A 24212-nucleotide genomic window follows, 5' to 3' on the forward strand; every position below is an offset into this window, starting at 1 on the left:
CAAATGCAGAACGCGAGTTTCGCGACGAACCGGGTCAAGCTGAATTTCGTTCGCACGCTGACCCTGCGGCAGTTGCAGATTTTCGTCGTCGCGAGCCGCTATACGAGTTTCGCGCGCGCGGCCGAGGAGCTGCATCTGACGCAGCCGGCGGTGTCGATGCAGATTCATCAGCTCGAAGAGGCGGTCGGCCTGCGGCTGTTCGAGCGCATCGCGCGCAAGCTCACGCTGACCGAAGCGGGCGAGGTGCTGACCCATCACGCGAGCCGCATTCTCGGCGAAATCAAGGACACCGAAGACGCGATGATGTCGCTGAAGCAGGCCGACAGCGGCTCGATCAACGTGGGCATCGTCAGTTCGGCGACCTACTTCGCGCCGAAACTGCTGGCGATGTACTCGCATCTATACCCGAAAGTCGACGTGCACTTCTCGGTCGGCAATCGCGACGCGTTGCTGCGTCTGTTGCAGGACAACGCGATCGATCTCGCGATCATGGGCCGCCCGCCGCCCGAACTCGATACGACGGCCGAGCCGCTCGCGAGTCATCCTCAGGTGGTGATCGCGCCGCTCGATCATCCGCTGTGCGGCGCGCGCCGCTTCGATCTGCAGGAGTTGCGCCGCGACACCTTCCTGCTGCGCGAGCCGGGCTCGGGTACGCGCATGGCCGCCGAGGCGATGTTCCGGCAGCATCTGTTCACACCCGCGAAAACCATCACGCTCGGCAGCAACGAAACGATCAAGCAGGCGGTGATGGCGGGCATGGGCGTGAGTCTGATCTCGCTGCATACGTTGCAGCTGGAGTTGCGCACCGGCGAGATCGCGCTGCTCGACGTGAACGGCACGCCGATCGAACGCGCGTGGCAGGTCGTGCATCTGCGCACGAAGCAGCTTTCGCCGACCAGCATGATGTTCCGGCAGTTTCTGCTCGAGCATGCGGCGGTGCATCTGGAGCAGGAATATGCGCAGTTTGCAGGGGTGTTTGCGAAACCGCCGGTCGGCGCGCAGCGGTAGCGTCATGCGTTCGTCCGCTTGCTGGTGAACGACGCGTCCCAGCCAGCGTCGATGGCACAGTCTGTACCCGACTGTCGTGACAGGCTGCCAACTTTTCGCATTCGATTTAACTCCTGGGTCCCGTGCGCACGATCGGCATAAACCATGCTTGAACGGAAGGCTGGCGAGCCTCGAAGCGCGTCGACGTTCGAGCGTCGTGCAAATAAACGCCAGCCACCACGGAAGGGGATCGCAGCGATGGTTTCTGGCGAGCAGCTTCAGGACTGGCGTTCTCACGCCCAGCGGATCGAAAACGAAGTCGCGAGAGTCGTCGTCGGTCAGCAGCAAACGCTGAGGCTCATCAACGTCGCGTTGTTCGCACGCGGCCACGTGCTGCTCGAAGGCGGCGTCGGGGTCGGCAAGACGACCGTGTTGCGGGCGTTCGCGCGCGTGGTCGGCGGCGACTTCGAGCGCGTCGAAGGGACGATCGATCTGATGCCGGGCGACCTCGTCTATCACACCTATGTCGATGCCGACGGCAAGCCGCGCATCGAACCGGGCCCGCTGCTGCGCCACGGCGAGCAGCTGACCACCTTCTTCTTCAACGAGATCAATCGCGCGCGTCCGCAGGTGCAATCGCTGCTGTTGCGCGCGATGGCCGAACGTTCCGTGTGGGCGTTCGACCGCGAGCACCGCTTTCCGCACATGACCGTATACGCCGACCGCAACAAGGTCGAGAAGGAAGAGACCTTCGAGCTCGCGTCGGCGGCGCGCGACCGCTTCCTGTTCGAGCTGAACATGCCGACGCCGACCGACGAGGACGCGCGGCGCAGCCTCGTCTTCGACACGAGGTTCCATGACGTCGACGGCCTGCTCGCGCAACTGACACCGTCGATCGTGCCGTGGGAGCAGTTGAACCGGATCGGCGCGGCGATCCAGCAGGGCGTGCAGGCGAGCGAGACGATCGAGCGCTACGTGCACGACATCTGGCAGGCGACGGAAACGCCGGCGCGCTTCGGCATCGCGCTCGACGGCGTCGACATGGAGCAGCTGATTCTCGCGGGCGCAAGTCCGCGCGGCATGAGCGCGCTGCTGCGGGCCGCGCGCGTGGTCGCGTGGCTCGCGGGACGCACGCATCTGCTTCCGGAGGACATTCACGAAGTGCTGCTGCCGGCGCTGGGGCATCGGGTGTTCTTCACACCGATCTACGAGCTGCGCCGCCAGGAGCTGGCCGAGGCGCTGATCGCGCGGATCGTCGCGAACGTCGCCGTGCCTCGCTGACCGGCGGCGCGCGCACCACGATGAACGACACCGCGGAATTCCACTACCGTCTGCCGATGCGCGCGGCCGGCGCGCGGCCCGGCTCGCATCCGGGCTCGAGCTTCGGCTCGGGTCAGCAGTTCGCGATGCACGGCCGGTTGTTCGACTACCCGGACCCGCGCCGGCTCGATCTGCGCGCGAGCTTGCGCGCGGCGCGCGACGAGTGGCTCGTGCGCGTGCATTTGCAGCGCGTCGCGGTGCCGGTGTTCGTGATCGTCGACGTATCGGCGTCGATGCGGTTCGGCAGCCGTAAAACGAAGCTGGAGGTCGCCGCCGATTTCGTCGAAGCGCTCGGCCATAGCGCGTTCCGGGTCGGCGACCGGCTCGGCATGCTGGCCTTCGATGGCGGCGAACGCGACGATCTGTTCATGCCGGCGCGCACGGGGCGGGGCACGGGCTCGCTGCTCGCGAGCATGCTGCGCGAACGCGCCGGTGAAACGGCTGATCGTCAGGCGAATGGTCAGGCAGAACGTCAGGCCGGAGGTCAGGCCGGACCCGCGGCCGTCGAAGGATTGCGGCGTTGCGCGATCCGTATCGCTGGACGCCAGGCGCTCGTGTTCGTCGTGTCCGATTTCCACTGGCCGCTCGCGCGACTGTCGTCGGTACTCGACATGCTGGTGCATGCGTGCGTGGTGCCGATGGTCGTGTGGGACGCGGCCGAGATCACGCCGCCGCAGCACGCCTCGCTGCTGGCCGTCAACGATGCGGAGTCCGGCGAGGAGCGTCGCGTGTGGCTTTCCCGCGATGTGCGCGAGCGCTGGCGCGAAGGCGTCGCGCGCCGTCGCGACGAACTCGCCGCGGGGTTCGGCGCGCGCGGCATCCGGCCGTTCTATGTCGAAGGCGCGTTCGATCCGGAAGCGATGTCGCGCTACTTTCTGGAGATGACGGTATGAGCGCGCGCGGTGTGCGCGGTGGCGTCGCTCGTCGGGCGGCGCTGCTTATGCTGATCGCGTCGCTCTGCGGCGCCGCGAGCGCGACGGCCAGCGCCGCTGTGGCGACCGCGCTCGTTCAGGAGCCGCGCGCGTTCGGCTATGTGCTCGGCGATGTGCTGACGCAGCGCGTGCTGCTGGAGGCCAACGATCGGGACATCGGCGCGGTCACGCCGCCTTCGGTCGGACGCACGGGCGTGTGGCTCGAACGCCGGCCCGTGACGCTCGAAACCGATGCCAACGGCCGCAAGTGGATGGTGATCGCGTATCAGGTCGTCAACGCGCCGCAGACGCTCACGCAGATCACGTTGCCCGCGTTGACGTTGACGTCGGCGGCGGGCATGCAATTGCAGGTCGCCGAATGGCCGGCGAGCATCGGACCGTTGACGCCGCAAACCGCGTTCGCCGCAGGGGATTTGCAGCCGCTGCGGCCCGATCGTCAGGCACCCATGCTGGGCACGGCCGGCTGGCGCCGGCAGATCGCGTGGGCGCTCGGCTTGCTGCTCGCGACCCTGCTCGCGTGGGCAAGCTGGTGGTGGGCGCGCAACCGACGCGAGGCGGCACGGCTGCCGTTCGCGCGTGCATGGCGGCAGATGCAGCGGCTGCCGGAGGCGCCCGCTGCTTCATCGAACGATGCGTGGGTCTGCCTGCATCGCGCACTGAACGAAACCGCCGGCCAGGTCGTGCATGCGGCTTCGCTATCCGCGTTGCTCGCGCGCGCGCCCTATCTGCAACCGCTGCGCGCGCAGCTCGAACGTTTTTATCTGGCGTCGTCCGAGCGCTTTTTCACACCGGCGCCGAAGGCCGTCGGCAATCCCGGCGAGCTGTCGTTGCACGCGCTGTGCCGTGCGTTGTATCGGGCGGAGAGGCGCCATCAGCGATGACCATGAGCCTCGATTTCGCCCTGCCGTGGATGCTGGCGCTGCTGCCGCTCGCCGCGCTGCCGCTGCTGCGGCGACGCAGCGACACGCTGGTGTTTTCGAGCGTCGCGTGGCTGCCCGCCGACGATCTCGGGCGCGCGGCCGGCTGGCTCGTACGCGGCGGCGCGGCACTGGCGATCGCCGCGATCGTCGTCGGGCTGGCGGGGCCGGGGCGCTCGCAGTTGCAGGTGCTGCGCACCGGCAGCGGCGCGCAGATCCTGATCCTGATGGACCGCAGCGCGAGCATGGACGAGCCGATGGGCAGCAAGGGCGTCGAGGCGCCGCGCGGCGACTCCAAGAACCACGTGGCGCGCGCCGCGTTGACGCGCTTCGTCGAGCAGCGGCCCAACGACCGGCTCGCGTTCATGATGTTCGGCACCAACCCCGTGCTGGCGATGCCGTTCACGTACAACCATCGCGTGATCGAGGCCGCTGTCGCGGCGACGGCGATTGGCCGTGGCATGCCGGACACCGAGCTCGATCGCGGCATGCTCGCGGCGATCGCGCAGTTCGACGGGCGCTTGTCGTCGGGCCGCCGCGCGATCGTGCTCGTCTCCGATGGCGGCGCGTTGCTCGACGAAACGATGCAACGGCGCATCGAGGCGGGACTGCGACGCAACCGGATCGCCCTCTACTTCATCTACTTGCGCAGCAGCGTCTTCAGTCCCGATCTGAACGCGACGCAGCCCGTCAGCGGAACCTCGGCCGAAGCGCAGCTGCATCGCTTCTTTCTGACGCTCAGGACACCGTATAGGCTGTTTCAGGCCGAAGACCCGAAGGCGATGATGGCGGCGATCGCGGAGATCAACCGGCAGCAGAACGCGACGACGACGTTCGTCGAGCATCTGCCTCGCCAGGACCTGAGTCTGTACTGTTTCGCGCTCGCGCTGTTCTGTTCGGCGCTGCTGGTGCTGCTGCACCAGTTGCAGGTCAGGAGCTGGGCATGAAGCGCACGCTGATCCACACGCTGTTCGGCACCGTGGCGATCTGTTGCGCCGCGTGGGCCGCGTCTGGCTTCGTCCGTCTGCAGCACGCGGAGCGCGTCGATCAGGCCATTCTCGCGACGAACGCCGCTGCGCGCGACCAGCCTGCCGGCGACGACGCGCGCGAGGTCCAACTGGCCCGCGCGATAGCGCTGTCGAAAGCGGGCGCGTATGACGCGGCGGCGCGGCTCTATAACGGTCTGATCCCCGAGGGCAGCCCGCCTGACGAAGTCGGCCGCGCGGCGCTGTTCGATCTCGGCAACCTGTACCTGCGCGAAGGCAGCGGCGACACGGCGCAGACGGTCAGGTCTCTCGCGATGATCGGTGAGGCCAAGGCGCGCTACCGGCTCGCGCTGCGCGCGGCGCCCGACGATTGGGACGCGCGCTACAACCTCGAGCGCGCGCTGTGGCTTGCGCCGGAAACGCCGTCCGCGCTCGCCGGGCCGGATGTGAAAGAGCAGCACAACGTCAAGCTGCGTGACCCGCAGAGCCAGGACTTGCCATGAGCGGCGTCTCGCGCGAGCGCGGCTTCGCCAGATGGCGTCACGCGTTGACGCCGCTCGCGCTCGTCGCATTGATCGCGGCGGTCGCGATGCCGGACGTCACTTTGCCGCGCAACACGTTTAACTACATCGTGACGTTCGATATCACGCAAAGCATGGACGTCGAGGACGTGGTGCTCGACGGCGCTCCGGTCAGCCGGCTCAAATTCGCGCAGGCCTCGATGCGCGACGCGCTCGGGCGCTTGCCGTGCGGCTCGAAGGTCGGCTGGAGCGTGTTCACGGGGCAGCGGGCGTTGCTGCTGATGGCGCCGGTCGAAGTCTGTGGCAACTACGACGCGCTGCTGGTGTCGCTCGAGGGCATCGACGGACGCATGCGCTGGACCGACTGGAGCCGCATTGCCGAGGGCGGTGTGTATTCGGCCGTGCGGGTCGCGCAGGAGGTCGGCGGCGGCGCGGCCATCGCGTTCGTCACCGATGGTCAGGAGGCGCCGCCGGTATCGGCGGCGCGCCCGCTGATGGAGGGCATCAATGCCGCGCGAATCAGGGGCTGGCTGATCGGCGTCGGCGGCGACCAGCCCGCGGCCATTCCGAAGACCGACGCCAACGGTAACCGGATCGGCTACTGGCAGGCCGACGACGTGATCCAGCTGCCGCCGACGCCAGGCTCCGGTGTCGAGGCGCAAACGCACGAGGAGTTGTCCGAATTGCACGGCGAGTACCTTGCGTCGGTGGCGGGGCAGACTGGCCTCGACTACCGGCGCCTGCTGAACGTGACGTCGTTCGGCGATGCGCTGCTCGATGCGCGCTTCGCTCGCCGCGAACCGGTGCCGACCGATCTGCGCTGGTGTCCAGCGCTGCTCGCGTTGCTGCTGCTCGTCGCGCGCTTCATGCCGGATGCCGTTCTCGCATGGCCGCGCGCCTGGCGAAAGCGCATTCGAACGATCGTTTTGCAGATCGCGCCGGCATTCAATGGCCGGCCGACACGAGTCGACTGACTCACGCGAGCGCGAACGTTGACGCTGCAACGGTTGAAGGTGCAGGTATCCAATCGAGCAGCGTAGTTGCTTGCGAAACCTCGCAAGAGTTGCCGGATTCGTTCGACTCGAGGCTTACGCCAGAAGCTCTTGCCGGTCTTCGAGGCCGGAGAGCGTTGCCAGGAATCATTCTCAATCGGTCCACTTCGACGTCGACTCCAGCGCTGAGTCGCGAAGGCGCATGCGCTCGCCACACACGCGAGATACCTAACACTTTGACCTACCAGTACGCCAATGACTGACTACAATGTCTGAGTGCAAGCGACGCTGCAAGGCGCTCGGTTCGACGGGAGCGCCGTGTCATGTGACATTTCAATTCCTTCACTGGAGGCATGCGATGACGTGCCAAAACGAGAGGATTGTCGGAGCGGTACTCGTCTTGATGAGCGGCTACGCGTTTGCGGGCGGCCCCTTCGGCGATGTGCCGCAAGCGATGATGGTCGCCAACATCGTCGCGTCGCCCGTCGAAGTCGTGCCGCCGATTCCCGAGCCTCGGCACTACTTCGAGCAGCAGCGCTATGCGATGGAGTATCACGGGGATCAGGGCAAGCCGTTCTTCGCGCAAATGGAGAATTACTATAGTGTGGACGTGACGCGCGATGTCCAGCTCGGCACTGCGAAGGCATTGGTGTCGTCCGGACCGGAGTTCGCGCCGGTGTCCGAACCGGGCGCAAAACCTGCCGCGCAAAATGCTTCGAATCCTTTGCATCTGGGTCCATCTACCGCGCCGCAATTGTCTATCGTTCAGATGAACAGTTCAGTGTTGTCGATAGGCGAGTCACCGCAGCGACGCTTGTCCTTGACGATCGACGACTGGGTGTTCTCCGGCACCGCGCGCGTCGCGGTTCTGCATTCTCACGATACGGGCGCGACGCTGATCGTCAAACGTCGCTACTGAGTGATGTCGGACGGCCGCGCATTTCACGTCGACGAGTCACGTCGACGAGTCACGTCGATGAAAAGCGCTCGCGATACACCTGCGGCGCCACGCGCAGCTGACGCACGAAGCTGCAGCGCATCGTTTCCTCGCTGCCGAATCCACACCGCGCCGCGATTCGTTTGATCGACCAGGATGTCTCGCTTAGCAAGCGCTGTGCCGCTTCGATGCGCAACTGCTCGACCGCGCGGGCCGGCGTGCGGCCCGTTTGCGCCTTGTAGTGGCGCATGAAGCTGCGCTCGCTCATATGAAGCCGTCGCGCGAGCGCGGGTACCGACAGGTCGGATGCGAGATGCGACGTCATCCATGTATGCAATTCGCCGAAACGGTCGTCGGCATGTTGCAGCGACAGCGTCGCGCTGAACTGCGACTGACCCCCCGGCCGCTTCAGAAACACGACGAGCTCGCGCGCGACATCGAGCGCCAACGCGCGCCCGTGATCCTCTTCGAGCATGGCCAGCGCGAGGTCGATGCCGGCGGTGACGCCCGCCGATGTCCAGATAGCCCCGTCGCGAATAAAGATTGGATCGGCTTCGACGCGCAGTTGCGGATACGCCTGCGCGAGTTCGTCGCAACGCCCCCAATGTGTGGCGACGCGGCGGCCGTCGAGCAGTCCCGCCTCGGCGAGCAGGAACGCGCCCGAGCAGACCGAGGCAACGCGTCTGCAATGCGGCGCATGGCGCTGGGTCCAGCGGATCAGACGCTGATCGGCCGATGCCTGACGAATCCCCCAGCCGCCCGGGACGATCAGCGTATCGACCGGCGCTTTCACCGAGCGTAGCGAACCGGCGAGTACCGCAAGTCCCGACGACGACGTGACGGGCCCGGCTTCGGCTGCCACGACGCGGGGCGAGTAGAGTTCGTCGAGCCCACGCTGCGCGACGAGCTCATTGGCGGACGCAAATACCTGCAGCGGACCGCTGACGTCGAGCAGTTGCATGTTGGGGAAGGCGAGCAGCACGATGGAGGGGGGAGCGCTGGACATATCGTGTGTAACAGGGGCTGTAAGAGAGAGCGCGCGTGGCAGAAAAACTGGGGTTAATGGCAGTCTTGCCAAAGACTACGCGCATAGAATCAATCCGTCCACCTGGAAGACGCGGCGGATCACGTGTTTCGATTTCTCCCTGAATAAGGTATCCCTATGAACCTGCAAATCGGTTTTCTGGTGTTTCCGAAAGTACAGCAACTCGATCTGACTGGCCCGCACGACGTCCTTGCATCGTTGCCGGGCGCCACGATGCATCTGATCTGGAAGACACGGGAGCCCGTGGTGTCGAGTAACGGGCTCGTGCTGACGCCGAGCACGACCTACGAAAACTGCCCGCCGCTCGACGTGATCTGTGTGCCAGGCGGAAGCGGCGTGACCGACCTGTTGCAAGACGAGCAAACGATCGACTTCGTTTGCCGACAGGCCGCCAGCGCGCGCTACGTGACGTCGGTCTGCACCGGCGCGTTGCTGCTTGGCGCGGCCGGCTTGCTGCGCGGGCGGCGCGCGACGACTCACTGGGCGTTTCACTCGCTGCTTGAACCGCTCGGCGCGATACCGACACATGCGCGTGTGGTCCGCGATGGAAATCTGATTACCGGCGGCGGCGTGACGGCGGGCATCGATTTCGGGTTGACCGTCGCGGCCGAACTGGCGGGCGCAGAAGAGGCGCAGGCGATCCAGCTCGAACTCGAATACGCGCCAGCCCCGCCGTTCGACGCGGGAGATCCGGCGTTGGCGCCGCAGGCGGTGGTGGAACTGGTCCGGCGACGGTCGGCGGAAGGCTTGGCCGCGCGGCGCCGGGTGGTGATGGAGATCGCGCAGAGAAGCTAAGTCTTGCATGCGGGTACGGGCATTCCATTAAACTGTGTGGCTCTACCCGTTTCCGCCAGTCGGATCGATGCGATGAAGTACGGCGAATTTTCCCCGGGGCACTCCCCATGCGCGTAGGCAAGCCCGTCAAGGCACTGCCGCAGCCGTCATGCGACTACTGCGGCAACCGTGCGTTGCTCGCGCGTTACGGCGACGAGTCCTACCCCTATCGCAGCGATCAAGGGCCGCTGTGGATCTGCACCGCATGTCAGGCGTGGATCGGCGTTTATTCGCGCAGCAAACACAACCTGCCGCTCGGCCGCCTCGCCGACGCGACGTTGCGCGAGTCGAAGAGCAAGCTGCACGATGCGCTCGAACCGCTCGTTGCCGGGAAGGTGCGTCGCGATGGTGTCAACGCGTTCGAAGCCCGCGCGAAAGCGATCCGGTGGGTCGCGACCGAGCTTGGCTTCGATCCGGTTCCGGCGAGCATTCACGCGTTCACGCCCGAGCAGTGCGAACAGGCGCTGCGTTATGTCGAGGCCTTTGTCGAGGCTCGGCGTGCGAGATAGCGTGATATCCCCAAGCGATTAGCATCCTTTCATTCCTCCAATACCACCCCGCCATACCGCCTTCCCCGCGCCGCTTCACCCCCACCAAATTGGCGGTTCTCGTGCGATGCGGCCCGGCAGTCGGATCGCACCTGCGTTCGGGTGCATATTTCCGGTTGCGTCCGTCGCTATCGTGAACTACAAATCTAAAGTTACGCGCTGGCTCGATTTTTGGCGGGCCGGGCTTCCGTTCAGAACCGTTCGAACGACAGGGAGAGTGCCGTCATGAGAATGCGCCCCGATCCTACCTTTCATGCATCGCCGAAGCTCGCGATGGATGCGCCGGCGGAAGAATACGCATACACGGTGCTGCTAAGTCCGGACTCCTCGCAGCCCGACGCGCTCGCCGTGATCGACGTGAAGCCCGGTTCGCCGACTTATAGCCAGGTGGTTCACACGGTGCCGGTGCCGAACAAGGGCGACGAATTCCATCACTTCGGCTGGAACGCGTGTTCGTCCGCGTTGTCGCCGTTGACGGGCCACGCGTTTCTGGAACGTCGCTATCTGATCATTCCGGGCATGCGCTCGTCGCGCATCTATATCGTCGATACGAAGCCGCATCCGACCCAGGCGAAGATTCACAAGATCATCGAGCCGGAGGAAATTTTCCGCAAGACCGGCTATTCGCGTCCGCACACCGTGCATTGCGGACCGGAGGGCATCTACGTGAGCACGCTCGGCGGTGGTGGCAAGGACGGCACCGACGGGCCGCCCGGAATCTTCATCATGGACTGCCAAACATTCGAGGTACTGGGCCGCTGGGAAATCGAGCGCGGCGCGCAGGAAAAGCATTACGACTTCTGGTGGAATCTGCCGCGCGACTACATGGTGTCGACCGAATGGGCGCTGCCGCCGCAATTCGAAAACGGCATCGTGCCCGAAGACCTGCTCGCGAACAAATACGGCCACCGCGTGCACTGCTGGGATCTGCGCGCGAGGCGCAACGTGCAGACGCTCGATCTCGGCGCGAATCATCAGATGGCGCTCGAAGTGCGGCCCGCGCACGACCCGAGCCGCGAGTACGGCTTTATCGGCGTCGTGGTCGATACGACGAATCTGGAAGGGTCGATCTGGACCTGGTGGCGCGAAGGCGGCCACTTCCACATCGAGAAGACCGCGACCATTCCACCGGAGCCCGCGCATGCCGATGAATTGCCGCCGCTGCTGCAAGGTTTCGGCGCGGTGCCGCCGCTCGTCACCGACATCGATCTTTCGATCGACGATAAATTCCTCTACGTCTCCTGCTGGGGCACCGGCGAGATGCGCCAGTACGACGTCAGCGAACCGCGCAAGCCGAAATTGACGGGCTCGGTGCGCATCGGTGGAATCGAACATTGCGCGCCGCATCTGAACGGCAAGGCTTTCGCCGGCGGTCCGCAGATGGTCGAGATCAGTCGCGACGGCAAGCGCATCTACTGGACCAACTCGCTCTATTCGACGTGGGACGACCAGTTCTACCCGGATGGTGTGCCCGGCGTGCAAGTCATGGCGCATGCCGACCCCAATGGCGGTCTCGAGCTCGCCGAAGATTACTTCGTCGAGTTTCCCGCCGGCTATCGCGCGCACCAGATTCGCCTCGAAGGCGGCGACTGCTCGACCGATTCGTTCTGCTATCCCTCGGTGGGCGTTTGAGCGGCGCGGTGTCGCCGCAAGCGGCACTGTGGCTGGCCGTCCTCGCGAGCGGTGTGTATCACGGACTCAATCCGGCGATGGGGTGGCCGCTCGCGGTGTCGAACGCGCTGATGCAGCGGCGCTCGCAAGCGCTGGTCGTAGCGCTTCTTTATCTCGCGGCGGGGCACGCGCTCGCCATATTGCTGATGATGCTGCCGTTCGCGATGCTGGCCAGCTTGCTCGCGTGGCAGCGTCAGATGCAGATCGGCGCGAGCGTGCTGGTGATCGGCTTCGGTCTGGTGTTGCTGATGCGCCGGCGCCATCCGCGCGTACTGGCGAGAATTCCGCCGTCGCGGCTCGCGCTCTGGTCGTTCGCGGTGGCGATCGCGCACGGCGCTGGCTTGATGCTGGTGCCGATCTACCTCGGTCTGTGCCGCGCAGAAGCAATCGACAGCGCGCACCAAGCCGCCCAAACGCTGATCGAAACGAGTCTGCGCATGGCGCTGTCGGTCTCCGCGGTGCATGCGGCCGCGATGACGATGGCCGGCGGCGTGCTCGCATGGCTCGTTTATCGCTACCTCGGGCTCAGGTTCGTGTCGCGCAGCTGGTTCAATCTCGATGCGGTGTGGGCGTCGAGTCTGATTCTGGTGGGGGGCGTGTCGCTGGCGTTGAACGCGGTGGCAGCGGGCGTTTCCGGTTGATTTCGACGCGGCCGATCCGGCCTATGAGGCTCCCGGGCACAGCATATGCTGCGTAGCTTCGGGCAGGGACGCCATTGCGTGCGGGTCCTGATTTTTCCTCTCGTCATCTACACCCGGAGAAGATCATGCCGCTGAAGAAAGGTACATCGAAAGAGACCGTGTCGCACAACATCAAGACCGAGTCGAAGCAGGGCAAGCCGCACAAGCAGGCTGTCGCGATCGCGTTGAATCAGGCGCGCAAGTCGGGCGCGAAGATTCCGAAGAAGAGTGAGAAATAAGCTCCTTCAGCACGCGCGGTCGTACCCATGACCGACAGGCCGCGGAAAAAGCGCGCGCATGGCGACCCGCAATCGGAGCCAGCGGATGTCGAACCCGATCAGCATCCGGCGAGGCTCGACGATTGCCGCCGTTGCGCGCTCTGGCGCAATGCGACTCAGGCCGTGCCCGGCGAAGGGCAGCGGCATGCGTCGATCGTGCTGGTCGGCGAGCAACCCGGCGACATGGAAGATCTGCAGGGCAAGCCCTTCGTCGGGCCGGCCGGCGCGTTGCTCGACAGCGCGCTCGAAGAAGCGGGCGTCAAGCGTAACGACGTCTACGTGACGAACGCCGTCAAGCATTTCAAGTGGATCGCGCGCGGCAAGCGTCGCTTGCACAAAACGCCCGCTCAGCGTGAAGTGGATGCTTGCGGCTACTGGCTCGAGCAGGAGCTCGACATGCCGCATGTGCGCGTGGTCGTGGCACTGGGCGCGACCGCGTTGAAAGCGGTTGTTCACGACTCGCACGCGCGCTTGCAAGACGCGTTCGACAAAACGCTCGAGCGCGGCGAGCAACGCGTGGTCGCGACGTACCATCCGTCGTTTGCGCTGCGCGCGCCGGACCCTGAAACGCGTCGCGAGGTGTACGAACGCATCGTCGCAGCGTTGCGCACCGCACAGAAGCTGGCCCACGGCGGCAAGCGCTCAGGATGACGCCGGCGCGTGCGTCGCTCGTAATCCGAGGCCTTTCATCAATCGTTGTGCGTCGAACGGCGCCCGAGCTTTTACATCGTTGTCGAAGTAGCAGTAGACGTCTCGCGCGGCTCGGCGAGGCGGCCTGAGTTGCGGCGCGATCAACCGCGCGTCGGCAGGCTGGGAGCCGCCGCGCCATGCATCGATTCGCTCGGCCCATCGTTGCAGAGCGTCGTCCCCATACGTACCCGAGTATTTGGCTTCGCTGCCGTGCAGGCGAATATAGACGAAGTCCGCCGTCAGATCTTCGGCGACGGGCCACGGTTCGGTGGAATCTGAAACGACGAGCGCGACCCCGTATTGCCGAAGCAAGGTCACGAACGCCGGATCGACAAAGCTCGGGTGGCGCACTTCGACCGCGTGACGCAACTTCCGCTTGCGATCGATGGCGACGTAAGGCGTCTTGACACGCGCATCATGTTGCTTCGCCAGCGCCGATGCGCTCGCGATGTCGGACGGCAACACGCTCAGAAAGCGCTCCATTGCCTCGGGCTCGAATCGGAACGACGGCGGAAATTGCCATAGGATCGGACCAAGCTTTTCGTTCAACGCGAGCAGCCCCTGCGCGAAGAAGTTCGCGATGCCGACACGTGCGCTCGCATCGCGAAACCGCAGCATATGAGTCAGATAGCGCGCGCCTTTGATGCCAAACACGAAGCCGTCAGGCGTTTGCGCGTACCAACGCTGCCAGCTATCGAGCGATTGAAGGCTGTAATGCGTGCCGTTGATTTCGATCGTGCCGAACAGCGCCGACGCGTACTGTAATTCCGCTGCATGTTTGAGATCCTCTGGGTAAAAGCTGCCGCGCCAACCTTGGTAGCGCCAGCCGGAAATGCCGATACGCACATCGCCGGTTTTCTTCATTCGCGCGTCGAGTCCGGCGGAATGGGGTTCGGAGTACGGCTCCGACTCGACGGATCGCAGCGTCATTGAATACGCGCGATTTGCTTCGCCACCGCGGCCGGGCTGTCGAAATTGTGATCGGGCAGACGGTCGACCAGATCGACGATGTCGGTATTCGCGTGATTTTTGCGCGCCTGCGCGGCCAGCTTTTCGCGTGTGGTCGGGTAATTCACGCCACTGAGTGCTTTTTCGACGTCAGCGGGATTCGGCTGACCGGGGTGGCGGTGATCCTGGGAATGGGCGGGGTGCTGTGACATGGTTCCTCCTTGAATGAGTACATCACGACTGCGCGCCTACCGGTACCTCTCGCATATCTCGTGCCTCGGCGCGCGGGCTCGTGTTGCGTTTTCCAGCGGCGCACGTCGTGCGAATGAAAAAGAACGCCGCGATGAGGAACGCGAATTGCGCGCAGCCGGCAAAGTAGCGCCGCTGACACAGGACCTTTCGAGGAGCAGGCCATCATGAGCACGATGCTCGCATATCGCATTCACCGCTTCGGCGGTCCCGAGGTGTTCAAGGCCGAGAAGATCGAGATCCCCGAGCCTGGCGCCGGCCAGGTGCTGGTGCGCGTGCGCGCGGCCAGCGCCAATCCGGTGGACCTGAAGACGCGCTCGGGCCAGTACCCGTTGATTCGTGAAGAGAAGCTGCCCTATACGCTGGGGCGCGATTTTTCCGGAGTGGTCGAACGGGTCGGCGAGGGCGTCGGGCAATGGCGCGCGGGCGAGCGGGTGTATGGCTTCGTTGGCCAGGGACAGGGTGCGTACGCGGAATTCGTCGTCGTGTCCGCGAGCGCGCTAGCGCATGCGCCGGAAAAACTGGATGTGGGGTCCGCGGGCGCCGTGCCGCTCGCCGCGTTGACCGCATGGCAGGGCCTGTTCGATCACGGCTGCCTCGAAGCCGGCGGCCGCGTGCTGATCCATGCGGGCGCGGGCGGCGTTGGACATTTCGCCGTGCAGTTCGCCAAGCAAAAGGGCGCGCAAGTGTACGCTACGGCGTCCGGCGACGGCATCGAGTTCGTGCGCTCGCTCGGTGCGGATCGCGTGATCGACTATCACGCGCAGCGCTTCGAAGACGTCGCGCGCGACATCGACCTCGTGTTCGATCTGATCGGCGGCGATACGCAGCGCCGCTCGTGGTCGGCCGTCGCGACCGGTGGCGCGCTGATCTCGACGCTCAACGAGCCGTCGCAGACCGAGGCGTCGAACCATGGCGCACGGGCCACGCGTTATACCGCGCGACCCGACGGCCGGCAATTGACGGAGATCGCGTCGTTGCTCGACAAGGGCAGCGTGCGTGTCGTGGTCGCCGAACGGTTTGCGTTCGAAGCGACGGCCAAGGCGCTGGAACGGCTCGCGAAAGGCCACGTGCGCGGCAAGATCGTGGTGGAGGTGGCGTCGTAGTACGGAGAGCGCGCTGTCTGCTAGTTCGGACTCGCGTCGCTCGCGCTGCGCAGCGGCGCGCGGCTCTGATCGTTATTCAGATGCACGAACTTTCTCAACAGTCTCAATAGCTCTCGCGCATCCTCGTCTCCCATCCCGTCGAGCAGGCCGTGATTGAGCGCGTTGACGCCGGGGATCAATTCATCGAGCAACTGCTCTCCAGCCGGCGTCAGCAATAGACGACGCTGGCGGCGCGGCAGAACTTCGCGCACGATCCAGCCTTTCGCTTCGAGCCGTACCGCGATATCGGCGGTGGTCGACGTGTCGAGGCCGACTCGCTGCGCGAGCGTGACCTGATCGAGTCCGGGCAATTCCTGCAGCATTCTGAGCACCGCATACTGAACGGGCGTCACCTCGCGTCCGATCAGATCATGAAACATGGACACCGAAATCTGATGCGCGCGTCGGATCAAATGGCCGGGCTGGTCGTACAGATCGATGCTGATCGCGGAAGTGCTGGTATCGGTTGAAGTGACCATATTAGTTCTGAAGACCTCGCGCCTTTTCGTTGCGAATGGAAATGGCGAACCGGCGTTCGTGTTACCTGATTGAAAGTTCGTCTAGGGGAAAACCTTCATTTAATCATTAAAGACGCATTGAGTACACTGAATCTCAATGAGTAGGCTGAATGCAATCCATGAATAATCCAGGGAGTGAGACTGACATGTTTCCCAAGAACGCGTGGTACGTCGCATGTATGCCCGATGAAGTCGCGGATAAGCCGCTCGGCCGGCAGATCTGCGGCGAGCCGATGGTTTTCTATCGCAACGCGGAAGGCGCCGTGGTGGCGCTCGAAGACTTCTGTCCGCATCGCGGCGCGCCGCTGTCGCTCGGTTTCGTGCGCGATGGCACGCTCGTGTGCGGCTATCACGGCCTCGAAATGGGCTGTCGGGGCAAGGCGACCGGCATGCCGGGGCAACGCGTCAACGGCTTTCCATCGATTCGCAGCTATCCAGTGATCGAGTGCTATGGCTTCGTCTGGGTGTGGCCCGGTGATGCGGCGCAGGCCGATGCCGCCAAGCTGCATCATCTGGAGTGGGCCGAGAGTGCCGAATGGGCGTACGGCGGCGGTCTTTATCACATCCGCTGCGATTACCGGCTGATGATCGACAACCTGATGGATCTGACGCACGAAACCTATGTGCACGCAAACAGCATCGGGCAAAAGGAAATCGACGAAGCCGCGCCGAAAACCGTGGCCGAAGGCGATACCGTGCGCACGAGCCGTTTCATGGAAAACGTCGCGGCGCCGCCGTTCTGGAAGATGGCGTTGCGCGGCAATGGTCTCGCCGACGACGTGCCCGTCGACCGTTGGCAGATCTGCCACTTCACGCCGCCGAGTCACGTGCTGATCGAGGTAGGCGTCGCGCATGCCGGGCATGGTGGCTATCACGCGCCGGCCGACCAGAAAGCGTCGTCGATCGTGGTGGATTTCATCACGCCGGAAACGGAAACGTCGATCTGGTATTTCTGGGGCATGGCGCGCAATTTCCGTCCCGACGATGCGGCGCTGACCGCGAGCATCCGCGAAGGGCAGGGCAAGATTTTCAGTGAAGATCTGGAGATGCTCGAACGTCAGCAGCAGAACCTGTTGCGCTGGCCCGAGCGCAATCTGCTGAAACTCAATATCGATGCGGGCGGCGTGATGTCGCGTCGCGTGATCGATCGGCTCGTCGCGCAGGAACGCGCGGAGACGGGCGCGCCGCAGGCTGAAGTGACTCGCGTCATTCCCGTGCGGACGGCGACATGAATCATCCCGTGCTGAATGTGGTGGTCGCGCGCCGGCGCGACGAAGCGCTCGGTATCGCGAGCTTCGAACTCGCGAGCGAAAACGCTCAGGCGTTGCCGGCCTTCGACGCCGGCTCGCACGTCGACGTGCATTTGCCAAACGGGCTCGTGCGTCAGTACTCGTTGTGCAACGATCCGCGCGAAACGCATCGCTATCTGATCGCGGTGCTGCGCGACGAAGGGGGACGCGGCGGATCGAAAGCGGTGCACGATCTGGTCCGCGAAGGCGATCGCCTGCAGATCAGCGCGCCGCGCAATCATTTCGCGCTCGCCGACGATGCTGCTCATCATCTGCTGCTCGCGGGCGGGATCGGCGTCACGCCGATTCTTTGCATGGCCGAGCGGCTTGCCGCCACGGGCGCTTCGTTCGACATGCACTACTGCACGCGCTCGAAGGAACGTACGGCGTTCGTCGAGCGTCTTGCACAAGCTGGCTTCGCGAAGTCGGTCCAGCTTCATCACGATGACCATCCGGGCGGCTCGACGTTCGATATCGAGCAGACGCTCAGCGATGCGCCGGCCGGCACCAACCTGTATGTCTGCGGTCCGCGCGGCTTCATGGACTTCGTGCTCGAGACCGCGCGTGCGAAGGGCTGGCCGGAAAACAGGCTGCACTACGAGTTCTTCGGCGCGGCCGCGAATCAGGCGGCGACGGGCGGCAGCTTCCAGGTGCGCATCGCGAGCAGCGGCGCGACGATCGACGTGCGGCCCGAATGCACGGTCGTGCAGGCGCTGGCCGCGCATGGCGTCGAAGTGATCACGTCGTGCGAGCAGGGCGTGTGCGGTACCTGTTTGACGCGGGTGCTGTCCGGCGAGCCGGATCATCTGGATTCGTATCTGACCGATGAGGAACGCGCGGCAAACGATCAGTTCCTGCCGTGCTGCTCGCGCGCGAAATCGCCGCTGCTGGTGCTCGATCTGTGAGTTTCTGCGGTACGACGGGGCCTGTTGCCCGTCGTACCGCTTATTTATTGCGCTTTTCCCTCGGAATCCGACGAACTTACCGTGCGCACACTCAACGCCGGATCGTGCGCAATCGCTTCTTCGGAGAACGGAATAAACGTCCAGCGTTGGGCCGCGTAATCGCGCGTCCCGTCGGCATAGTGCGGCGACGCCGGGTCATCCGATTCTGACGGTGCGAGCAGCGTGCGCGCGATCACCTGAGCGCCGGCGAACGACACTATCTGCAGATAGGTGTCGCCCATTGGCTTGACGTTCATCGAATAGCCGCTCGCATCGAAGGGATGCGCGGCACACGCCGAGGTGAAATAGCCGCCCGCGTCGCAACCCCCGAATAGCGCAATGCGCTCGTCGTTGCGTTGCACGTAGAGCGCCGCGCTGCGCGGTGCATCGATCGCGATGCCGGCGCGTTGCAGTGCCGCGAGCGCGTCATGCAGCGCGGCGGTGAGCTGCGCCGGATCGGCGGCGATGCCCGCGGGTGTGGTCAACGGCTTTGCGGGATCGAACGGTACCGCGTATAGCTGCGCGGGCGGTATCGTCAGCAGACGTCGCCACAGTTCGTCCCACAAGGTTGCCCCCACTGCGTCGGCCGCGGCCGTATCGTCCCATGCGGCGAGTACCTTGCACGCCGCGCGCTGCGGGTCGGCGTTCGGGTCGGCCGGCAGGGTCGCGAGCGTGTCGCTGCCGCACAGACGTTCGAGCACGGGTTGCTTGAACAGCAACGCCGACATCGAGCGGCTGTCGAGCGCAGCGTGACCGAGCGCATCGGCGGAAACGCCATGCGGATCGCTCTGCAATTGCGCCGCGATCGTATGGCCCAGTCGCGTGCGCAGCGTCTGCGGCGTCGCGGTCGCACCGATGATCTTCGCATAGCCGGTCATCGGTGCGGCCGGGTTGCTGAGCCAGTAACTGTCGTTGAAATTGCCGACATAGTCGCGCCGAAGCAGCGACGGCATCTGCGCCACCGGCAACGCATGATGCTGTACCGCGCCGGGCTCGTCGCGCCAGTCGCAGTCGCTGCGCGAACCGTCGAGGACCGGCACGCCGGGCATGATCCGCGCCAGTGCCCGGCCGACCGGCGGCGTGCAACGCTGCGCGAGTTCGTCGGGCACGCCCGGGGTCGCGCCGATATCCGCGTACCAGACGCGCGGATCGTCACGGCCGATCGCGAGGGTGTTGACCCACGGCATCGCCGCGTTCTTCTTCTGGATGGCGATGAAATCGTCGAGCGAGGCCGCCTGATTCCATGCGCGGAAGTTTTCGAACACGCGGAAGTTGTCGGTATTGATATCGCGCAGCGCGAACGCCTGCTGCGCATTCCACGCGAGCGCGGGCGACATCGTGCCGAGATTGACCAGCGCTCCGAAGCGCGAACGATACAGCGTGCGCGACACGGTATGCAGTGAACCGTCGGCGGCGCGTACCTCGATGTTCAGGCGCGTCGGCGTCATCGCTTCGCTGTTGCCGTCGACCTGATACCGGGTTGGCGCGCCAGGTTCGAGCGTCAGCTTGAAGAGGCCGAAGCGCTTCGCGGTGGAGACGGTATGGGTCCAGGCGACGTTGTCGTTGAAGCCGATCATGATCAGCGGTACGCCGAGAAACGACACGCCGCTGACGTTCAGCTTGCCAGGAATAGTGAGTTGAGCCTGGTAGAAGCGATCGGGGCCGGTCCAGAACCAGTGCGGATTGCCGAGCAGCAGCGCGCTGCCGGTGTGCGTCGCGTCCGCGCCGAACGCGAGAGCGTTGCTGCCGATGCCCGCATGGCCGCCGAATTCGGCGAGCGGTGGGTCGACGGGGGCGTCGTCGTGCAACGCGCTTTGCGGCGGCACCGGCATCGGCTGGGGCGGTTGCGCGGTCGCGATCGCGTTGATGAAGCGCGCCTCGCCACCGGCCAGATTCGCCGCGATCTGACGCCGGTACAAGTCCGCGTTGCTGATCTTGCCGAGCCACGGCGCGGCGCGGCAGGCCGCATGCGCGCCCGGGAAATCCCCGTGCGCGAGATCGGCGACGTAGCGGTTATAGCCGGCGACGAAGCCGTCGATCAACGCGCGCATGTCGTCGGTCTGGCTTTTGCGGTAACGCGCGACGGTCGCATCGTCGACGATGAAACGGAAGAAGAAATCCGAATTGAGATTGTCGGGCTGGCCGAACGTCGCGCCGAGCGTGGGCCGCGCGTCGGCGCCGAAGAAGCGCGAGCGTTCGCCGCGATAGGTGACGAAGCTTTCGGCCATCGTGCACAGATCGTCTTGCGCCTGTGCGTAGCCGTATCCGTAGCCGAGGCTGCCCCAGTTGTCGGCGTTGATGTGCGGAATGCCGAGCGCGGTGCGGCGGATGTCGGCGCGATACGGGCCGGTGTGCGCGACGTTGTCCGCATCGGGACTCGCGCAGCTTGGCAGAGCGGCGGCGACGGGCAGGGCGATCAGCAGGGCGGCGAGGCGGCGGAGCAGAGAGACGTTCGAACGCATGGCCTTTTGTGGTTGGGCGAACGTTGAGCGGTGACGGGCGTGTCGCTCGGCGTCAAGAAAGATTGTGAATGGACGCCCATTTTGGGCGTGCTCTGATTTCTTTCGAACTGTCAGTTAGCTATTAATGTCAGGTGGCTAGAAGGCAGTGGACTCGCATTCCGGTCATTAGTAGTTCACGAACGTTAAATCTAGAGCGAGAAGCTATAGCGTGCCTAACGAAATTTCTGTGTACAAGATCAACAAACTGTTGTGGCGCTGGACCAAGCAGGACGACGCGCGCGCCGTGCGCGGTGTCGGTATGTCGTTGGACAAGCCTCCGCCAGCGCAGCTAAATCCGCCGAAAGCACATGTAGAACAAGCCGAACCGAAGTCTAGGCCGCCGGCGCCTGCTCAGCGGGGAAATCTGCCGGATGACAACGGCAAAAACGCGCAGGCCTTGTCGCGTTCTAAGACCCAGTTGAGCAAGCCCGAAGTACCGCGGTCGCCTGAACCGCCTCGACTGACGAAGCGTGCAACGACCGTGCCTCCGTTTGACATCCAGGACATCCCGGCCGCGATGCGCAAAGAGATGATGCCGGTCGGTGCAAAACTGATGGACCGATGGTTCGCAGGAGAACTCAACTATTCGAGGTCTGAGGACGATCAGAAAAACGAGATCAACCAGGACGGCAAGCCGTATCCAGACAGCATGTATGACCACGGCATAATCAAAATGAAATGGGTCCTTGGATTCAGACGCGCCAGAGAGCAGTACGAAGATCTTGTCAACGAGAGGATTTACAGTTCAAAGGCGGCTAGCGCAGTTCGGCAAATAGTTGCGCGTTACACGGCATTCGGTCGTATGTATCTGAGCGCGTGGGGTATCTGTCGCCATGATATTCGGATACTGCACAAAGATTTCCAGTTTCAGTATGTGACCGTAGATGGCACTTTCGAGCAAAAAGCAAAAACGGCCTTGCGCCAATCGACTGCTCATGCGCCCGATGATCTGACTGCAGCGCTCGGTTCCTTCGTGATCAATGCAGCTATTTCGGAGATCGAATACGACTTTCAGAAAAGAATCGGCGTGATCGAGAAAATCGTCGTTTATGTGAAGGATAGCTACTCCTTTCAGGGCGAGTTGGACACCACGTCGCAATACCTGGGACATTGGAGCAGGCGAGGCGTGGCAATTTCGGCCGCCACCGAACTGGCGAACCTGGCGGGTTCACCCTGGATAGATTTTCCTGTCGTGATTGGCCCAACACAGGCGTTGTCGAATCCGGGTAAGGTCTATTATCCCATCAGAAACAGGGATTTCAGACAGTGGCAACGGAAGCACAATCGCGGAGGTGATTTCATCGTCTACTCTGATTTCAATACAATTCGTCTCCAGCGGCCGATCGTCGTGCATTTTTGATCAATGAATAGCTTCAGGAGCAAGGCGTTGCGATCGGTTCTCGCCAGGGTGTTCATCGTAACGATGAGTGTGATTATCGCGCTCGGGGCGGTCCAGTATCGTTCCGCTGTCACGCAAATGAAAGGAGCCAAATTTCACGATCAGAAATCAGATGACGGGAAATACATCGCGCGGTATGCATATCTGCCCCGAGACCGGATCGCCTTGAGGCTGTACCGCGCAACTGCGGCGGAATTGCTCGCCGAGCGAGTTTATCGATATCCGGAGCGAATCCGGCTGTTCTGGACAGAGGACTCTCTGATATACGACACATCGGCGGAAGGCGACGACGGAGAAATTGAGCTACCGCCGTCATGGTGGGACCGTGCTAAGGCAAAACTGCCTTGAAGAATGTTCTCAGTCTACGAGTGCAAGAAGCCTTGCCGAAGCGCGAGGCGTCGGCAATGGCAAGACACGGTTTTTAAGGCTGGGCGACCGGACGTGCAAGCGGAGCTAGCCGAGCGAAGCCCGCTGGGCGGCGGGCTTCGGGCGAATCTTTCGGTGCTGACGCAGCGACTATTTCCACCGGAGATGGCTAGTCGCCAACTTTTCGCTGACCGCGCTTCATGCTCCACCGGAAAACCAGCACGGCTGCGACGAACCCTAGCACGATAGCGGCCGATGACATGAAGAACGCCAAGTCGGATTCCTGATATGCCGTCGTGACCCCGTACATGCGACCCGCCCATTTCCATATTGGATTTGAAAAGTTCAACGGCGCTTCTGGATTCATCATCCACCACAGCGCATTGACTAAGATTGCGAACAGTAAGTTGAGGCCGACCGAGAGGCAGATTAGGAGTTTTTTCATCTCACAATCACCTCACCGTACGCTTTACTCACAGGTCAATAATATAGCGGACAGATTGATGCCTAAAAAATGAGCGAACAAGGCACGGATCGCGGCGAATTTGTGAAAGCTGCTCGTGAATTTTTGAGCCCAACTTTTCACCTTTTCGAAGTGGGCGCCGCGCGACGCCGGTGCGCTTGACGTGACTCCACACCAGTTCATCTGGATTCAGGTCCGGTGCGTAACCGGGCAGGAAATGCAAAGTCAACTTGCCCTGCGTACTGGCGACATAGTCCTTAACGATGGCTTTCTTATGTGCTGGCAATCCGTCAACGATCAGATGAACCGCTCTTTTCCGGTTGAACATCAACTTCCTGAGCAGTTCCACGAACAGCTCACCGCTAAGTGCCCCTTCATAGGTTGCAAACCAAAACGCACCCTTCGAATTAACAGCGGACGCGGCGCTCATGCTTTGCCGTTCGCCGGGCCGCTCGACCACCGGCGTCTCACCGCGCGGCGCCCACGTCCTGCCATGCACCGAGTCAGCACGGAAGCCCGATTCGTCCCAGAAGAAGATGTCTGCCTTCTGCTCACGAGCCTGCCTGGCAATGCTCGGATAGGTGTCTCGCTGCCAACGCTCGATAGCTTCCGGGTCACGCTGATAAGCACGCTGCAACGGCTTTTGCGGCGTCAGGTTCAGACGCGCGAGCATCGCGCCGATCGAAGCCAGACTGAGCGTGACGTCGAATCTCTGTCGTACCAGTTCACGAACCAGGTTGCGCGTCCACAGACCAAAATCAAACCCGTACTGCATTGGATTCTTGCCATTAACCCAGCGCATTACCCGTTGCTCCTGCGTCGCAGTGAGCGTACGTGGGCGACCCGTGCCTTTGGTCGATCGCAGCGCTCGCACACCATGACCACGCCCCCGCGCCTGCGCCCTGATCTTGTACGCCCACGAGCGATGCATCCCAAATGACGCAGCAACATCATTTGGATGCTCGCCTTCAGCCATACGCTGAACTGCAAGAATACGCATCTCTTCGAGCGTGTTGTGAGCCAGGATGCGGCCATCTCGTTTCATGGGCGAA

Annotated in this window: 26 protein-coding genes; 19 read left to right on the plus strand and 7 right to left on the minus strand. The window is 63.6% G+C overall.

Annotated features, from left to right (window positions below):
* The first annotated feature begins 3 nt into the window (after positions 1–3).
* The 8 genes from OKW40_RS33650 to OKW40_RS33685 all read left to right on the plus strand — a co-directional run bounded on the left by OKW40_RS33650 (position 4) and on the right by OKW40_RS33685 (position 7574).
* Entirely contained in the window at positions 4–1008 is a 1005-nt protein-coding gene (locus OKW40_RS33650) for a LysR family transcriptional regulator (RefSeq protein ID WP_090809103.1), read from the plus strand.
* Between the two features lie 237 nt (positions 1009–1245).
* Positions 1246–2268: an AAA family ATPase gene (locus OKW40_RS33655; protein ID WP_018424618.1), complete on the plus strand. Its 1023-nt coding sequence runs from the start codon at positions 1246–1248 to the stop codon at positions 2266–2268.
* A gap of 20 nt (positions 2269–2288) precedes the next feature.
* The gene (locus tag OKW40_RS33660; RefSeq protein WP_429365073.1) at positions 2289–3200 is read left to right on the plus strand and encodes a DUF58 domain-containing protein; all 912 of its coding nucleotides are present in this window, start codon (positions 2289–2291) and stop codon (positions 3198–3200) included.
* Positions 3197–4120 (plus strand): calcium incorporation protein MxaA, encoded by a 924-nt coding sequence (locus tag OKW40_RS33665; protein WP_429493462.1) that lies wholly within the window; start codon positions 3197–3199, stop codon positions 4118–4120. The genes OKW40_RS33660 and OKW40_RS33665 overlap by 4 nt, the downstream gene beginning before the upstream one ends.
* Complete coding sequence (locus OKW40_RS33670) at positions 4117–5103, plus strand: vWA domain-containing protein (RefSeq protein WP_429352378.1); 987 nt, start codon at positions 4117–4119, stop codon at positions 5101–5103. Before OKW40_RS33665 ends, OKW40_RS33670 begins: the two co-directional genes overlap by 4 nt.
* On the plus strand, positions 5100–5645 hold the full coding sequence (locus OKW40_RS33675) for a tetratricopeptide repeat protein (protein WP_429493463.1): 546 nt from the start codon (positions 5100–5102) through the stop codon (positions 5643–5645). The genes OKW40_RS33670 and OKW40_RS33675 overlap by 4 nt, the downstream gene beginning before the upstream one ends.
* Positions 5642–6637, plus strand: coding sequence for an MxaL protein (locus OKW40_RS33680; RefSeq protein WP_429493464.1), 996 nt, complete (start codon positions 5642–5644; stop codon positions 6635–6637). Before OKW40_RS33675 ends, OKW40_RS33680 begins: the two co-directional genes overlap by 4 nt.
* A 376-nt stretch (positions 6638–7013) precedes the next feature.
* On the plus strand, positions 7014–7574 hold the full coding sequence (locus OKW40_RS33685; RefSeq protein WP_184067384.1) for a hypothetical protein: 561 nt from the start codon (positions 7014–7016) through the stop codon (positions 7572–7574).
* Positions 7575–7623: 49 nt separating this feature from the next.
* Here the strand turns inward: OKW40_RS33685 and OKW40_RS33690 are convergent, their stop codons facing one another.
* Positions 7624–8598 (minus strand): GlxA family transcriptional regulator, encoded by a 975-nt coding sequence (locus tag OKW40_RS33690; protein WP_184067387.1) that lies wholly within the window; start codon positions 8596–8598, stop codon positions 7624–7626.
* 156 nt (positions 8599–8754) lie between these two features.
* Between OKW40_RS33690 and OKW40_RS33695 the strand changes: the two genes are divergently transcribed.
* From OKW40_RS33695 to OKW40_RS33720, 6 genes are all read left to right on the plus strand, one after another.
* A complete protein-coding gene (locus tag OKW40_RS33695) occupies positions 8755–9432 on the plus strand; it encodes a DJ-1/PfpI family protein (RefSeq protein WP_429403615.1) in 678 nt (225 codons plus the stop codon).
* 107 nt (positions 9433–9539) lie between these two features.
* A complete protein-coding gene (locus OKW40_RS33700; protein ID WP_018424627.1) occupies positions 9540–9980 on the plus strand; it encodes a zinc-finger-containing protein in 441 nt (146 codons plus the stop codon).
* 264 nt (positions 9981–10244) lie between these two features.
* Positions 10245–11651 carry a selenium-binding protein SBP56-related protein gene (locus tag OKW40_RS33705; protein WP_429352374.1) on the plus strand — a complete coding sequence of 469 codons (1407 nt, stop codon included), beginning with the start codon at positions 10245–10247 and terminating at the stop codon, positions 11649–11651.
* Complete coding sequence (locus OKW40_RS33710; protein WP_429493465.1) at positions 11648–12331, plus strand: hypothetical protein; 684 nt, start codon at positions 11648–11650, stop codon at positions 12329–12331. The genes OKW40_RS33705 and OKW40_RS33710 overlap by 4 nt, the downstream gene beginning before the upstream one ends.
* Positions 12332–12456: 125 nt before the next feature.
* Positions 12457–12609, plus strand: coding sequence for a DUF6496 domain-containing protein (locus OKW40_RS33715; protein ID WP_429403612.1), 153 nt, complete (start codon positions 12457–12459; stop codon positions 12607–12609).
* A gap of 27 nt (positions 12610–12636) precedes the next feature.
* Positions 12637–13299 carry a UdgX family uracil-DNA binding protein gene (locus OKW40_RS33720; RefSeq protein ID WP_429493466.1) on the plus strand — a complete coding sequence of 221 codons (663 nt, stop codon included), beginning with the start codon at positions 12637–12639 and terminating at the stop codon, positions 13297–13299.
* Here the strand turns inward: OKW40_RS33720 and OKW40_RS33725 are convergent.
* Both OKW40_RS33725 and OKW40_RS33730 read right to left on the minus strand, forming a co-directional pair.
* Positions 13291–14202, minus strand: a complete 912-nt coding sequence (locus tag OKW40_RS33725; protein WP_429493982.1) for a DUF72 domain-containing protein — start codon at positions 14200–14202, stop codon at positions 13291–13293. The genes OKW40_RS33720 and OKW40_RS33725 overlap by 9 nt on opposite strands.
* 62 nt (positions 14203–14264) lie before the next feature.
* Positions 14265–14498, minus strand: coding sequence for a DUF2795 domain-containing protein (locus tag OKW40_RS33730; protein ID WP_429493467.1), 234 nt, complete (start codon positions 14496–14498; stop codon positions 14265–14267).
* Positions 14499–14702: 204 nt separating this feature from the next.
* Here OKW40_RS33730 and OKW40_RS33735 point away from each other — a divergent pair, with 204 nt between their 5' ends.
* The gene (locus OKW40_RS33735; RefSeq protein WP_429493468.1) at positions 14703–15641 is read left to right on the plus strand and encodes an NADP-dependent oxidoreductase; all 939 of its coding nucleotides are present in this window, start codon (positions 14703–14705) and stop codon (positions 15639–15641) included.
* A 20-nt stretch (positions 15642–15661) separates the two neighbouring features.
* Here the strand turns inward: OKW40_RS33735 and OKW40_RS33740 are convergent, their stop codons facing one another.
* Positions 15662–16159: a MarR family winged helix-turn-helix transcriptional regulator gene (locus OKW40_RS33740; RefSeq protein WP_429493469.1), complete on the minus strand. Its 498-nt coding sequence runs from the start codon at positions 16157–16159 to the stop codon at positions 15662–15664.
* Between the two features lie 185 nt (positions 16160–16344).
* Between OKW40_RS33740 and OKW40_RS33745 the strand changes: the two genes are divergently transcribed.
* Positions 16345–17430, plus strand: coding sequence for a Rieske 2Fe-2S domain-containing protein (locus tag OKW40_RS33745; RefSeq protein ID WP_429493470.1), 1086 nt, complete (start codon positions 16345–16347; stop codon positions 17428–17430).
* On the plus strand, positions 17427–18392 hold the full coding sequence (locus tag OKW40_RS33750; protein ID WP_429493471.1) for a PDR/VanB family oxidoreductase: 966 nt from the start codon (positions 17427–17429) through the stop codon (positions 18390–18392). The genes OKW40_RS33745 and OKW40_RS33750 overlap by 4 nt, the downstream gene beginning before the upstream one ends.
* Positions 18393–18436: 44 nt before the next feature.
* On the opposite strand, the gene OKW40_RS33755 is transcribed toward OKW40_RS33750, so the two are convergent.
* Positions 18437–20893 carry a penicillin acylase family protein gene (locus tag OKW40_RS33755; protein ID WP_429493472.1) on the minus strand — a complete coding sequence of 819 codons (2457 nt, stop codon included), beginning with the start codon at positions 20891–20893 and terminating at the stop codon, positions 18437–18439.
* Between the two features lie 226 nt (positions 20894–21119).
* Here OKW40_RS33755 and OKW40_RS33760 point away from each other — a divergent pair, with 226 nt between their 5' ends.
* Together OKW40_RS33760 and OKW40_RS33765 are read left to right on the plus strand one after the other, a co-directional pair.
* Positions 21120–22292 carry a DUF6402 family protein gene (locus OKW40_RS33760; protein WP_429493473.1) on the plus strand — a complete coding sequence of 391 codons (1173 nt, stop codon included), beginning with the start codon at positions 21120–21122 and terminating at the stop codon, positions 22290–22292.
* Between the two features lie 3 nt (positions 22293–22295).
* Complete coding sequence (locus tag OKW40_RS33765; protein ID WP_184039535.1) at positions 22296–22679, plus strand: hypothetical protein; 384 nt, start codon at positions 22296–22298, stop codon at positions 22677–22679.
* 187 nt (positions 22680–22866) lie between these two features.
* Here the strand turns inward: OKW40_RS33765 and OKW40_RS33770 are convergent, their stop codons facing one another.
* A complete protein-coding gene (locus tag OKW40_RS33770) occupies positions 22867–23142 on the minus strand; it encodes a hypothetical protein (RefSeq protein WP_184039538.1) in 276 nt (91 codons plus the stop codon).
* A 28-nt stretch (positions 23143–23170) separates the two neighbouring features.
* Entirely contained in the window at positions 23171–24205 is a 1035-nt protein-coding gene (locus tag OKW40_RS33775; RefSeq protein ID WP_429488503.1) for an IS630 family transposase, read from the minus strand.
* Between the last annotated feature and the right edge of the window lie 7 nt (positions 24206–24212).

The organism is Paraburkholderia sp. RAU6.4a, from assembly GCF_050435625.1.
In the GTDB taxonomy this organism is placed as follows: Bacteria; Pseudomonadota; Gammaproteobacteria; order Burkholderiales; family Burkholderiaceae; genus Paraburkholderia; species Paraburkholderia tuberum.

Coding starts and splice junctions, on each gene's coding strand:
- OKW40_RS33650 (WP_090809103.1), top strand. CDS start 4: ATGCAGAACGCGAGTTTCGCGACGAACCGGGTCAAGCTGAATTTCGTT.
- OKW40_RS33655 (WP_018424618.1), top strand. CDS start 1,246: ATGGTTTCTGGCGAGCAGCTTCAGGACTGGCGTTCTCACGCCCAGCGG.
- OKW40_RS33660 (WP_429365073.1), top strand. CDS start 2,289: ATGAACGACACCGCGGAATTCCACTACCGTCTGCCGATGCGCGCGGCC.
- OKW40_RS33665 (WP_429493462.1), top strand. CDS start 3,197: ATGAGCGCGCGCGGTGTGCGCGGTGGCGTCGCTCGTCGGGCGGCGCTG.
- OKW40_RS33670 (WP_429352378.1), top strand. CDS start 4,117: ATGACCATGAGCCTCGATTTCGCCCTGCCGTGGATGCTGGCGCTGCTG.
- OKW40_RS33675 (WP_429493463.1), top strand. CDS start 5,100: ATGAAGCGCACGCTGATCCACACGCTGTTCGGCACCGTGGCGATCTGT.
- OKW40_RS33680 (WP_429493464.1), top strand. CDS start 5,642: ATGAGCGGCGTCTCGCGCGAGCGCGGCTTCGCCAGATGGCGTCACGCG.
- OKW40_RS33685 (WP_184067384.1), top strand. CDS start 7,014: ATGACGTGCCAAAACGAGAGGATTGTCGGAGCGGTACTCGTCTTGATG.
- OKW40_RS33690 (WP_184067387.1), bottom strand. CDS start 8,598: ATGTCCAGCGCTCCCCCCTCCATCGTGCTGCTCGCCTTCCCCAACATG.
- OKW40_RS33695 (WP_429403615.1), top strand. CDS start 8,755: ATGAACCTGCAAATCGGTTTTCTGGTGTTTCCGAAAGTACAGCAACTC.
- OKW40_RS33700 (WP_018424627.1), top strand. CDS start 9,540: ATGCGCGTAGGCAAGCCCGTCAAGGCACTGCCGCAGCCGTCATGCGAC.
- OKW40_RS33705 (WP_429352374.1), top strand. CDS start 10,245: ATGAGAATGCGCCCCGATCCTACCTTTCATGCATCGCCGAAGCTCGCG.
- OKW40_RS33715 (WP_429403612.1), top strand. CDS start 12,457: ATGCCGCTGAAGAAAGGTACATCGAAAGAGACCGTGTCGCACAACATC.
- OKW40_RS33720 (WP_429493466.1), top strand. CDS start 12,637: ATGACCGACAGGCCGCGGAAAAAGCGCGCGCATGGCGACCCGCAATCG.
- OKW40_RS33725 (WP_429493982.1), bottom strand. CDS start 14,202: ATGAAGAAAACCGGCGATGTGCGTATCGGCATTTCCGGCTGGCGCTAC.
- OKW40_RS33730 (WP_429493467.1), bottom strand. CDS start 14,498: ATGTCACAGCACCCCGCCCATTCCCAGGATCACCGCCACCCCGGTCAG.
- OKW40_RS33735 (WP_429493468.1), top strand. CDS start 14,703: ATGAGCACGATGCTCGCATATCGCATTCACCGCTTCGGCGGTCCCGAG.
- OKW40_RS33740 (WP_429493469.1), bottom strand. CDS start 16,159: ATGGTCACTTCAACCGATACCAGCACTTCCGCGATCAGCATCGATCTG.
- OKW40_RS33745 (WP_429493470.1), top strand. CDS start 16,345: ATGTTTCCCAAGAACGCGTGGTACGTCGCATGTATGCCCGATGAAGTC.
- OKW40_RS33750 (WP_429493471.1), top strand. CDS start 17,427: ATGAATCATCCCGTGCTGAATGTGGTGGTCGCGCGCCGGCGCGACGAA.
- OKW40_RS33755 (WP_429493472.1), bottom strand. CDS start 20,893: ATGCGTTCGAACGTCTCTCTGCTCCGCCGCCTCGCCGCCCTGCTGATC.
- OKW40_RS33765 (WP_184039535.1), top strand. CDS start 22,296: ATGAATAGCTTCAGGAGCAAGGCGTTGCGATCGGTTCTCGCCAGGGTG.
- OKW40_RS33770 (WP_184039538.1), bottom strand. CDS start 23,142: ATGAAAAAACTCCTAATCTGCCTCTCGGTCGGCCTCAACTTACTGTTC.
- OKW40_RS33775 (WP_429488503.1), bottom strand. CDS start 24,205: ATGAAACGAGATGGCCGCATCCTGGCTCACAACACGCTCGAAGAGATG.